General features: G+C 62.1%; 8 protein-coding genes. 1 reads left to right on the forward strand and 7 read right to left on the reverse strand.

Going from position 1 to position 12,051, the window contains the following annotated elements; all coding sequences use genetic code 11:
* Positions 1 to 88: 88 nt before the first annotated feature.
* The 3 genes from EIH26_RS00235 to EIH26_RS00245 form a co-directional block, all read right to left on the reverse strand.
* Positions 89 to 1,183: a cell wall-binding repeat-containing protein gene (locus EIH26_RS00235; protein WP_124060228.1), complete on the reverse strand. Its 1,095-nt coding sequence runs from the start codon at positions 1,181 to 1,183 to the stop codon at positions 89 to 91.
* A 33-nt stretch (positions 1,184 to 1,216) separates the two neighbouring features.
* A complete protein-coding gene (locus EIH26_RS00240) occupies positions 1,217 to 2,923 on the reverse strand; it encodes an NlpC/P60 family protein (RefSeq protein WP_124060229.1) in 1,707 nt (568 codons plus the stop codon).
* Positions 2,924 to 3,044: 121 nt separating this feature from the next.
* Positions 3,045 to 4,073 (reverse strand): YeiH family protein, encoded by a 1,029-nt coding sequence (locus EIH26_RS00245; protein WP_206424643.1) that lies wholly within the window; start codon positions 4,071 to 4,073, stop codon positions 3,045 to 3,047.
* A gap of 96 nt (positions 4,074 to 4,169) precedes the next feature.
* Between EIH26_RS00245 and EIH26_RS00250 the strand changes: the two genes are divergently transcribed.
* Positions 4,170 to 5,075 (forward strand): LysR family transcriptional regulator, encoded by a 906-nt coding sequence (locus EIH26_RS00250; protein ID WP_124060230.1) that lies wholly within the window; start codon positions 4,170 to 4,172, stop codon positions 5,073 to 5,075.
* 3 nt (positions 5,076 to 5,078) lie between these two features.
* Here EIH26_RS00250 and fdhF read toward each other — a convergent pair whose 3' ends face one another.
* From fdhF to EIH26_RS00270, 4 genes are all read right to left on the reverse strand, one after another.
* Positions 5,079 to 7,796 carry a formate dehydrogenase subunit alpha gene (gene fdhF / locus EIH26_RS00255; RefSeq protein WP_124060231.1) on the reverse strand — a complete coding sequence of 906 codons (2,718 nt, stop codon included), beginning with the start codon at positions 7,794 to 7,796 and terminating at the stop codon, positions 5,079 to 5,081.
* Positions 7,789 to 9,627 carry an NAD(P)-binding protein gene (locus EIH26_RS00260; RefSeq protein ID WP_124060232.1) on the reverse strand — a complete coding sequence of 613 codons (1,839 nt, stop codon included), beginning with the start codon at positions 9,625 to 9,627 and terminating at the stop codon, positions 7,789 to 7,791. Before EIH26_RS00260 ends, fdhF begins: the two co-directional genes overlap by 8 nt.
* Before the next feature lie 333 nt (positions 9,628 to 9,960).
* Positions 9,961 to 10,815 (reverse strand): prolipoprotein diacylglyceryl transferase, encoded by an 855-nt coding sequence (gene lgt, locus EIH26_RS00265; protein ID WP_124060233.1) that lies wholly within the window; start codon positions 10,813 to 10,815, stop codon positions 9,961 to 9,963.
* Between the two features lie 123 nt (positions 10,816 to 10,938).
* The gene (locus EIH26_RS00270; protein WP_124060234.1) at positions 10,939 to 11,778 is read right to left on the reverse strand and encodes an RNA methyltransferase; all 840 of its coding nucleotides are present in this window, start codon (positions 11,776 to 11,778) and stop codon (positions 10,939 to 10,941) included.
* Positions 11,779 to 12,051 lie beyond the last annotated feature (273 nt).

The following is a 12,051-nucleotide window of genomic DNA, read 5'->3' on the forward strand; positions in this document are numbered from 1 at the left end:
CGACCGACCACCCATCCCGCAAAACCCACAGCTACGCTCCTCCATACAGACACGGTCTCATGGACCTTGCGCTTCCGAATGAACTTGATCAGTACTTGTGATCCTGTTTCATGAGATTCCACACCGAGTCTCCGACGGCGGCGGAACCCCCGAATACGTACACCGATCCGATCAGGTCGCGATGGCTGAAAAACGTCGTATCAAGAGCATCGGTGTACCCGTCATCGGCGAGGACCAGCACGGAATTGCGCGAACCGCACAGAGCGGCGCCCGCCACCGCATCCCAGTAACCGTGAGCCGTCGCGACGCCCATGCCGTCAACCATCATGTTCGCGTTGCGCATGCTGAAGCCGGCCACACGGGCGCTGGTAACGTAGGCGTCCTCCCCCGCCTGACGCGTCACCTCCGTCACGCCAACCTTTTTAAGCTGGACTTCGACGTTGTCCGACAAAGCCGCCGTCCCGCCGCATACGAGCGCTTTGCGGTAACCGCCCTTGCCGATGGCCGCAAGCGCTTCGTTTGAAAGTCCGCTTTCGCTTGACAGGAAAATCGGAGCCCCGGTCGCATACGACAGCGGGGAGGCGGACAGCGCATCCCAGTACCCGTCCACCGTCGCGATGATGCACGTATCGGATGCGGCTTCGCCCTTCTGCTTCTGAACGCTACGCGTCTTGCCCGCGCAGTCGATGGACGTGCCTACGGCGTCAGGCCCGCTTGCACGATGGATCGTAATGCCGGGAACGGCGGACTTCAGCTGGCTTTCAGTCGCGCGACTCACTGCGGCGGTGCCTCCGCAGATGTACACGCTCCCAACCTTCAATCGCTTGATCTCCGAAAGCGCCTGAGGGCTTAGGCTGTCGGTATCGGTCATGATAACCGGAGCATCGAGGGCGCCTGCCAACGACGAAGCTGAGAGCGCATCCCAGTATCCGCCCGAAGTGACCAGCACCGCATTGCTCGACGCGCCTGGGAACGCCTGCCGGGATATCTCCCTCATGGTGTCGAGCGCGATGTCGCCCCACAGCCGATGGAGCGTGATCGAGCCGTCCTCGGACTTGGCAGTCGAATCAACCGCCCACGCCGAAGAAGCCGATCCCAAAGAGACGACTATCAACGCGCCTATCAGCACCACCGCCACACCACAAACCGCGCCGATCCGTCCGAATGCACTTCGATCGCCCATTAAGCCACTCCTTCTCGATCGAACGACGACTGCCTAGCTTAGGATTCGGCGAATCGTAACGGGCCATGCCCGCTTCGACGCCAGCGTCACGTATTGGCAGTGCCCGCCGAAGTCGGGCTCTTCGTAGATGTAGCTGTCCCCTGCGTAGAGTACCACGTGTTCGGGCAGGGTTTTGTCGTATTTGGGCCAGCCACCGTAGTACATGAGGACGATGTCTCCCGGCTGCGCCGAGTCGACCTTCACCCCGCTGAAGCGCTGGTCGTAGGTCTCAAAGCCGATATCTATCCCGATCTGCTTGTAGAGGTACCAGGTAAACGACGCGCAGTCCATCCCGCCGTCTTTCGGGTAGACGCCCAGCCAGACATAAGGGACCCCTAGAAGGGAGCGCGCGGTCTTCAGGATCCGATCGATGCCGGCCTGCCTGTTGTGCTTTCCCTCGCTATCGACGTACCAGTAGGTTCCATCCGACACCCTGATGCTCGTATCGGTCGCAAGAACGCCGTTGTCGAACAGGTAGTAATCATGGCCCTCATGGCGCACCCAACCGGTTTGCATCGCGCCGTCGCCATCGAAGTAATACCACGTACCGCGGTCGTTCTGGAACCCGGTGAGGATCAGCCCTCCCCCGTCGGTTAGATATCGCCTGCCCCCGATGGAGAGCCATCCGGTCCGCATCACGCCCGTCTTCGGATCGCAATAGTAGCGTCCGGAGCCGACCGTTACGAAGTTCCGGGCAAGCGCACCACCGCGCTGCGGGTTCGCGTAGTAGTACCGATCGGCGATGCGCGTCCATCCCGACAGCACGCGACCCGATCCGTCGCGCAGATATCGATTGCCGCTGCGCACAAATGACAAGGGGCCCTCGATGCGGCCCTTGTCGTTCGACCAGAACGACCGGTCGTCTGTCCCCGCCCACGATCCGTGGACGACGGACCCATCCGCTTGGGCCATGCGCTTGTGGCCGAACGCCGAAAACTCGCCCGCTCGCACAAGCGGGCCGCCCTCCTTGCTCGAATCGAAATAGTACCAGGTGCCGGAGATGCTGTGGAAACCCGAAACCAGATCGCCCTCGGGATTGGCGAAGTAGCGCTGTCCACCGTGATCGATCCAGCCCGTCCTCACGTTCCCCTGGGCATCGGAGAAGTACCACAAGCAGGACCCATCGGGCCGAAACAAACCGACGCGCGGGCGCCCCGAAAGCGCATCCAGATAACTCCACGAGCTTCCCGTACGCTTCCAGAACCCACTCGGACCAGATGCCGAACGGCCCTCGCCCGCTTCGAGCTCGAGCGCCGCAGAGGACCCGACCGAGCCCCTCTTCGACGCCGCCCTTTCATCACCCACAAGGGACGCGTCATCGGATTCTAAACGAGCCCCGTGCTCGACGGGCGCCCCATCAGATGCGCTTGATTGCTTGTCGGAAGCGGCTGCATCGCTCGAAGACGCATCTGCTGCCTGCGCAGAAGCGGCCGCGCTTTCGGAAAGGGGCCCCTCCGGAGAGAGGACTTCGATCTGGGATGAGCCCGCCTGCGCCGGATCGCCAGCGGATGGCGCTGTGAAACCTGGCGAAGATATCCCAACCGATTCCATCGGTTCGTCAAGCACGGGTTCACCAGGCGACCCTTCGTGCGCATCGACGGCAAAAGCGCACGAAAGGGGCAGCAGAGCCGATGCGGCAAGAACCGCAACGGCGAACCTCCTAAAGCGCCGCCCGTCTGCGAAGAAACGCTCTAACGCCACGATGGACTCCTATCGACGAAACACCTGACCGGGACAGCATACAACAGACGGATACGACCTCGCGGTTTGGTAGTGGATTGTTTTCCGGGAGACCTGCCGATCAGCGCGGAAAACCGTTTCTCTAGAAGAAGGTCCTCGCCGCGAACAGAACGAACGCGAACAGCCCGAACGATGCAATCAGCGCAGCGGCGAGCGCATTGCGGCCGCGGGAGAACAGGACCCTGAAATTCACCGACATGCCCAAAGCGGCCATCGCCATCCCGAGCGTCAGATAGCTCAGCTTTACGAGAAAATCCAGCGTCTCCTGCCCCAGGGGGGCGAACGTCCCTATGATGCTGGTCGCGACGAAACCCAGCATGAACCAGGGAACGGGCACCCGGCGCCCGGGCGCATCGCCGACCCCCTCCTTTTTGCGGTACCACACGCCCACGACGAGCGCCACGGGGACCAGCAGCAGCACGCGGGAGAGCTTGGTGACGATCGCGACGTCTAAGCCGTCCGGGCCGGCCGCGCTACCTGCCGCAACCGCATGCGCGATCTCGTGCAGAGACCCGCCGGCAAGCACGCCGAACTGGTGCGGGTCCATTCCGAGCAGCGGGTACGCGAACACTTCGATCAGCGTGAACAAGGTCCCCAGCAGCGCCACGATGGCAACCGCGACCACCTTGTCCTCGGCGAAGCGCTTCGCGTTCTCGTCCCCGTCGGCCACCTGCGAGGCGATGCCCATGACGGCTGCGGCCCCGCAGATCCCCGTGCCCGATGCGGTGAGAACGGCCAAGCGCCGCTCCACCCCGAATCGCCGTGCGATGTTGTAGGCGGCGAGGATGGTAAGCGACACCACCAAACAGGACAGGGCCATCGACTTGACGCCCGCTTCGGCCAGCATCGCAAGGTTCAGCTTGAAGCCCAGAAGGATGATGCCGAACCTGAGGAACTTGTTCGATATGAAGCCGATTCCGCTACTGGCGTAGTCCACCGCCCTGCGCCACATCTGAAACGCCATACCCAATACCAGCGACAGAACCAGGGCTCCGACAATGGACAGATACGGAAGGCCCGCAAGAAACGACCCCAGGCACGAGCAGGCCAACGTTGCAAGGCATGCCGCCAGAAACCTTGGCGACAGAATCGTCTTCTTCACTTCGTTCACTTCATCATCTCCTTCGCCTGCAACCCTAGCACGCCAAACCCATAAATTAATATTAAGATAAACGAGGTTGTGCAAATTCTTATTTATAGGAGGACTATGAACCCGCTGTTCGACTACCGACTTGAGACGCTGCTGAACGTAGCCCGAACCGGATCCTACACCGCAGCGGCACAACAGCTGTTCATAAGTCAGCCAGCCGTCTCCCAGCAGATCAAATCCCTCGAGGGCGATCTCGGCATACCTCTGGTCGAGCGTGGGGGAAGGACGATCGAGCTCACCCGCGCCGGTCGCGACCTCGTCGGGTACTACACACGCCTGTCCATCGACGGCTGCAAGTTCGTGGAAGGTCTGCGCAAAAGGGCCGAAACTCCCCTGCATATCGGCGCAACGCTTTCCATCAGCCAGTTCCTTCTCCCCGATCTCCTCGTCGGACTCATGAGGCAGAAAAGGCGCTTCACCGTCCGAGTATCAAACACCGAATCTCTGCTGCGGCGCATCGGCGAAGGCGACATCGACTTCGCGCTGGTCGAGGGAAACGTCGACAGGTCGGCGTTCGGCTTCGTGGACCTGGGCGTGGCCGAGCTTCGCACCGTGATGGGAGCGAGCGAGGACGAGCCCGAAAGCATCCGGCAGATGCTGAGCATGCCCCTGTTCGTGCGCGAGAAAGGATCGGGGACGCGGGCCATCCTGGAAAGCTGGCTTGCGGGCAACGGCTACCGGATACAGGATTTCAAGCGCGTCATCGAGATCGGCGACCAAACGACGATCATCCGGCTGCTCGAACGCGGAAAGGGCGTTTCGCTGATGTACCGGGACCTCGTTTCCGAGCAGATCGCCCGGGGATCCATCCGCGAAGTCGGCGGCGAGGGCTTCCGGCTATCGCATCCCCTGCTGGCCGTCTTCCTGAAGGGCAGCAGCTGGGCGAAGGATTACAGGAAGCTGGTGGGCACCCTGCTGAAAAACAGGGCGGCAGCCGATTCTCCCGACTGCCGCCCCGCGTAGGATCTATACCGCCAGCTTTTCCACCTTGACGGCGCACACCTTGTATTCGGGCGCCTTGGCAACCGAATCGAGCGCTGCGATAGTCAGCCAGTTGGCGTTGCCGTCCTGGAAGTGGAAGGGCATCCAGGTCTGGCCGGGATTCGTCTTGCCCGACACGCGGGCCGTGGACTCGATGCGCCCGCGACGCGACGAAACCGCCACCCGGTCTCCGTCGGCGATCCCCAAACGATCCGCATCAACATCGTTCATCTCGATAAACGACCTTTCGCCGATCTGTCCGATGCCCTCGGTTCTCCCCGTCATAGCGCAGGCGTTGTACTGGTGAAGCACGCGCCCCGTCATCAGAACGAGCGGGTACTGGTTGTCGGGCAGCTCGACCGAGGGCTGGTACTGCTCGGGTTTGAACAGACCCAGACCGCGCGTGAACACGCCTTTGTGCAGATACGGCGTTCCCTCGTGCTCGAACGACGTACACGGCCACTGCAACCCGCTGTTACGGTACGCACGGCTATCCAAACGCTCATGCGACACGCCAGCGTAATGCGGATCGACCGAAGCGACCTCGTCCATGATCTGAGCCGCCGTCAGATACGGCTGCGAATAGCCCATGCGGTTCATGATGTCGATCATGATATCCGTGTCAAGCCGCGTTCCTTCCACGCCCTCGACGGCCTTGCGCACGCGCTGGATGCGGCGCTCGGTATTGGTGAACGTACCCTCCTTCTCGGCGTAGCTGCGACCGGGAAGGATGACATCGGCGTATTTCGCCGTTTCGGTGATGAACAGCTCCTGCACCACCAAGAAATCGAGGGACTGGAGGGCCTTGATCACATGATGGGTGTCCGGATCGGTGCGCACGGGATCCTCGCCCATGATGTACATGGCCTTCAGCTCTCCCGAAACGGCTGCAGGGAACTCTTCGGTGGCGAAGCGGCCCTGTTTGCGGTTAAGCTCGACGCCCCAGGCCGCCTCGAACTTCTCGAACACGCCCGGCGTCGAGAATTTCTGGTAGCCGGGAAAATCGCCCGGATTGGCCCCCATGTCGCAAGCACCCTGGACGTTGTTCTGCCCGCGAACCGGATTCACGCCGCAACCCGGACGGCCGATCTTACCCGCGGCCATAGCCAGGTTGGAAAGCGACACCACGCCGGCAGTACCGGTGGAGTGCTCGGTGACGCCCAGACAGTACATGATGGCCGCCCGATCGACGCTGCCGTACAGCCGCGCCGCCTGAATCAGGTCGTCCGCATCGATGCCGCATATCGCGGCCACCCTTTCGGGCGTGTAGTCGGCCACGACCCGCTTCAGCTCCTCGAAGTTCTCGGTGCGTTGGGCGATGAACGCCTCGTCAGCCAAACCTTCTCGGATAAGAAGATGCGTCATGCCGTTGGCGAACGCCACGTTGGTGCCCGGACGCAACTTAAGATGGACGTCGGCCTTCGACGCCAGTTCGATGCTGCGGGGATCAACCACGATCAACCGCGCACCGCGCTCGACCGCGCCGCGCACCTGCATGCCGAACACAGGATGCGCCTCTTCGACGTTGGTGCCGACCATCATGATGACTTCGGCATTCGTCGTGATATCGGAAATGGAGTTCGTCATCGCTCCCGAACCGAGTGTGGTTGCCAGACCGGCAACGGTGGGAGCGTGTCAAACACGAGCGCAGCTATCGACGTTGTTCGTTTTGAACACCGTGCGCGTCATCTTCTGCAGCATGTACACGTCTTCGTTGGTGGAACGCGAACACGCGAACGACGCGATGGCGTCTCCTCCGAACTCGTCGCGGATACGCATCATCTTGGTCGCAACCAGGTCAAGCGCTTCATCCCACGTCGCAGATTCGAATTCGCCGGTTTCCCGGTTTTTGATAAGCGGCGTGGACACGCGATCGGGCGACGTGACGAAGTCGAAGCTGGCAGAGCGGCCCTTCACGCAGAGCAGCCCCTTGTTGGACGGCCCGTCAAGCGCTTCGGTATCCACGATGCGCCCGTCTTTCACCATGAAGTTGAATTGGCAGCCCACCGCGCAATGCGGACACGTCGTGCGCACGCGCTTGACATCTTTGAGCGAGTAGCTTCTGGTGCGCTTCTGGGAAATCGCGCCCGTCGGACACGCGGCCGCACAGCAGCCGCACGACTCGCAGGTGTTCGCGTTCCAATCGGGGCCGAACGGCGCATCGATGGTTGCGCGCGTCCCGCGATGAACGGTACCCAGAATGTGGTTGTGCGCACCCTCGTTGCAGGCCGCCACGCAACGTTGGCAGCGAATGCAGATATTGGGATCGAACGACAGAAACGGATTGCTTTCGACCAAAGGTTCGCGCACGACAGAAGAATCGGGCTGGCTGAAACGGGATGCATCGACACCCACCATCTTCGCCACGCGCTCGAGCTGCGTGCGTCCCGCATTATCCGGATCGCGCAGCGGATCGGGACGGTAGTCGGACAAGATGAGCTCCATCGCCATTCGACGGTACCGCTGCACCCGATCGGACTTGGTGTCGATCACCATGCCGTCCGAAACCTTGGTGTTGCAGGCCGGCACCAGATTCGGGCGACCTTCGATCTCAACCGAGCACAGGCGGCACGAACCGAGATTGTTCAACCCCTTCAGGAAGCACAGCGTGGGAACGAACGCGCGCGCCAAAGGAGCGGCCTCGAGGATCGTGGCCCCCTCGGCTGCTTCGACTTCGATCCCATCGATCGTCACCTTACACATACTGAATACGACCTCCCTTCTGCGTTCCGCATCCGAAGTGATCGCAGCGAAGGCAGCGACCGCATTCCTGCAGCACCTCTTCGCGCGAGATCTCCAATTCCACGCCCTCGAAATCGCGCTTGCGTTCGCGGGCGGGACGTTCGGCAATGTTGATCCGACCGGTGGGACGCCGATCGTTCGGCTTGGCCTCGGGAGCCGTCACGCCGGGGTCGAGCGTGTGGTTGTAACCCAGGTAATGATCGATGTTGCGCGCAGCCACCTTCCCAGCCCCGATCGCCTTGATGATGGTGGCGGGACCGGTTTGGCAGTCTCCGCCGACGAACACCCCTTCGACGCCCGCTGCGCTCAGGAACTCGTCTGCCGCCAGACGACCTCGATTGGCGGTCATGCCGAACTCTTCGAAGGGGGTGCTGACAATATCCTGCCCGACTGCGACCAAAACGACGTCGGCCTCGATGCGGTTGGCGGGTCTGTTCGCATTCACCGGCGCGGGGCGTCCACCGCGCACCAGACTGATCATCTGGGGCTGCGTGATAAGCGCCGTGCAGCGACCCTGGGCATCGACCTCGATCTCGAGCGGAGCCTCGAGCATCATAAGCTCTACGCCCTCGTTCGCCGCGGCTTCGACCTCGGCCTCGAGCGCCGTCATGTCCTCGCGGCGGCGACGGTACACCACCGACACCTCGGAGGCGCCGCAGCGCACCGCGGTGCGCGCGCAGTCCATGGCGACGTTGCCGCCCCCGATAACGGCCACGCGCTTGCCCGTGTAATCGGGATAGTCGCCGTCTCCGATGCGCTCGAGCATGGCGACAGCCGACGAAACGCCCTGCGCATCGATGCCCGGAAGGTCGAGCGTTTTGCCCACCTGGGCCCCGATGGCGACGAACACGGCATCGAATGCGTCGGCGATGCGCCGCATTTCCGCAGCATCCACCTGATGCTCATATTCGACCTCGATGCCGCTCAGCGCCAGGATGCCGCGTATATCTTCGTCAAGGCGCTCGCGCGGGAACCGATACGCCGGGATACCGTAGCGCATCATGCCGCCCAGCTGCTTGCGCCCCTCGAACACCGTGACGCTGTGTCCCATAAGCGCGGCGAAATAGGCGCACGTCATTCCCCCGGGACCCCCGCCGATAACGGCCACGCGCCTACCTGTGGAAACGTTTTGCGGAGGGGTGGGCACGGTATCGCACGGAGCGTTGTCCACCGCGTACTTCTTGATGCCGCGAATGTTGATGGGGGCGTCGATGATGCGGCGGCGGCAGCGAATCTCGCAGGGATGCTCGCACACTAAAGCGCAGGCCGTCGGAAACGGGTTGTCCTTGCGCACCATGTTCACCGCACCGGCGTTGTCTCCTTCAGCGACAAGCGCGATGTATCCGGGAACGTTCACATGAGCGGGACACAAAGCCTCGCACGGCACCTTCTGCTCGATGCGCGGCCCGCAGCACCCCCTCTCGACGTGGGAGGCGTATTCGTCAGCGAACGCATCCATGCCCCTCAGGAATACCTCGGCGGCGTTGTACCCGATAGCGCAGTCGGAGGTGTCGCGGATCATCTCGGCCAACGCACGGATATCATCGAGTTCGGACGCATCGGCTCGGCATTCGGCCACGCGGCGAACCTTTTCCGCCAATGCCGGAATACCGTCGCGACAGGGAACGCACTTGCCGCACGTCTGGGCGCCGCTCGATTCGAGCATGGTCAGATGGAGATGAACCGGGCACATCCCCGGCGGAGCAGTCTCGATACGCCGCTGAAAGTCAAGCAGATAGCTTTCCAGCTTCGCATCGGCGACAGACTGCGGAGAGATTGACAACCTGCTCACATTCCCCCCTCAAGAAAACGTGTCGGAACGATCCCGTCCATGATCTCATCGCGCAGCGGAATGCTCGGCGATTGCAGCCGTTCCGTTGCGGAAAGGCTCGAGCGCCCGAAACGTTCCCATACCTGCGGACAAGCCGGCCAACACCGCACGGAGCTGCGATTTCATCCACCCGCAGTGAAAACGAGAGCGAGTTTTCATCATATCCGACGGGTCGTGCGCCCTTTAAGCTTACTTCCCATTTAACGCAGCATTAACAAGCTTATCGGCAGCTGGCTGCAAACCTCGACCAGAGGATCGTCTCGACGCCATCCGCCGTCGTTAGGAGCGATGGGCTTATCGTTTTCCAGAACCTGACGCGCCCTCATCGCGCAAAGTCGGCAATCCCCGCTGGGGAAGTTTCCTTACGAGGGAAAACGCCAGCACCGCCGCGCCCGCTGCGATAAGCGGAGTGGAAAGCACCTGACCCATAGTGAGCCATCCACCGTACAGATAGCCCAGCTGAATATCGGGCTGCCGAACGAATTCAACCATGAACCGCGCGATGCCGTACACGACGAGAAATACCCCGAGAAACGTACCGCGGGGCCGAGGCGGCGTTCTGCGTGACAGCGCGAACATCAGCGCGAATAGCAGCAGCCCTTCAAGAGACGCTTCATAGAGCTGGGTGGGATGGCGCATGACGTCGCCCGCGGGGCCGCCGAAGCTCACACCCCAAAAAGCATCGGTTGTCGCGCCCCACAGCTCGCCGTTTATGAAGTTCGCGCATCGCCCGAAGAACAGACCGATCGGAGCGCCGATGGCCCCGAGATCGGCTAGCGTCAGATACGGGATGCCGGTAAGCTTGGCCGCTACCGCTCCGGCAGCCAGGGCTCCCAGCAACCCCCCGTGAAAGCTCATGCCGCCGTGGTTGAGCGCCAGGATTTCAAGCGGATTCGCAAGGTAGTCCCCATCGCCGTAAAACAGCACGTATCCCAGACGGGCTCCGACGATGACGCCGACCACGACGCAGAGCACGATGGTGGTCAGGGCATCCTCGTCGATTCTCAGCCGCCAGCGCCTCGACGTGCGCGCAATCATCAAGCCGGCGCAGGCGAACCCCAGAATATAGGCCAGCCCGTACCACCGAACCGGCAAGGGCCCGAGGTTGAACGCAACCGGATCGAGGGCGTGGTAGATCTCGTTGAGCACGTGGGCTCCTTCCAACAAGCGACCGCCTGAGCATGTGAGGGCAAACAGGTCGCAGTATCCGCATGACCCCCATTTTAGCAGCGGGACTTGCGAGGACGGGGACGCGACGGGCGGGCCCTCGCTCTATCGACACAGCTCCCAAAACGCAATGGCCCCCGCAACCGCGACGTTTAACGAATCGACCTCGTGCGCCATGGGAATGACCACCGTGCGATCGCACGCCTCGATCGTACTGCCGAACAGCCCGTCGCCCTCTGTGCCCAGCACCAAAGCCACGCGCTCGCCCGCCTGCGCCGCACAGGAGCCGAGGGAAACCGCATCGTCGCGCAAAGCCATCGCCATCACCGTGAACCCCAAATCATGCAGAAGCGGCACGGTCGCAGGAGCCCATTCGCGCGGAGCGTCGATGCGCGTCCACGGCACCTGGAAAACCGCCCCCATGCTCACTCGCGCACAACGGCGGTAGAAGGGGTCGTGGCAGGAGGGCGACACCAACACCGCATCGATCCCCAACGCCGCGGCCGACCGAAACAGCGATCCCATGTTCGCGTAGTTGGTCACATCTTCCAGAATGGCGACGCGCCGCGCACCCTCCAGCACCTCGTCAAGACGGACAGACGGCGGGCGCTCGAAGGCGGCAAGAGCCCCGCGCGTCACTTCGTATCCGGTCAACTCGCGAAACTGACCGTTGCTGGCAACATATACGGCAACTTCGGGATAATCGGCTTCGACCCGTTCGATCACGGATCGTTCATGCTCGAACCAGTGCTCTTCCACGAAAAGCGAGATGGGCCTCACCCCGGCGTCGAGCGCGCGTTCAATCACTCGGAGCGACTCGGCGATGAACGCTCCGTTTCCCAAATCGGGCCCCAACCCTTCGCCCCTCCTCAGCTGGCCATCGGTCATTCCCGAGTACAGGCGCAACCCTCCATCGGACAGATCTTTCATGCGTACGACCGTCATCGGGCAAACATCCCGTCAACCATCTCGGATACCTTTCGCTCAAAATGCGCGAAACCGCGCACCGAAAAAACAGCGCCTTCTTCAGACATGTAGGCATGTGCACCTTGCGACCCCCGATGCGAAGCCCTTCTTTGACGGCATCTGCCTCGAATGCGTATTCGCATACAATAGCGAGAACGACACCGAGAGGAAAGGCCACGATGATCAAGCGAACCAGAATTCCCCTGCACTACATCGGATGAGGGGCTGCTGCTCGCCTGGCTATTCTGCACG

Source organism: Gordonibacter sp. Marseille-P4307, assembly GCF_900604965.1.
Lineage (GTDB): Bacteria > Actinomycetota > Coriobacteriia > Coriobacteriales > Eggerthellaceae > Berryella.

Bases quoted from the DNA above. Each gene is read 5' to 3' on its own strand.
- EIH26_RS00235 (WP_124060228.1), bottom strand. From the start codon at position 1,183: ATGGGCGATCGAAGTGCATTCGGACGGATCGGCGCGGTTTGTGGTGTG.
- EIH26_RS00270 (WP_124060234.1), bottom strand. From the start codon at position 11,778: ATGACGGTCGTACGCATGAAAGATCTGTCCGATGGAGGGTTGCGCCTG.
- EIH26_RS00250 (WP_124060230.1), top strand. From the start codon at position 4,170: ATGAACCCGCTGTTCGACTACCGACTTGAGACGCTGCTGAACGTAGCC.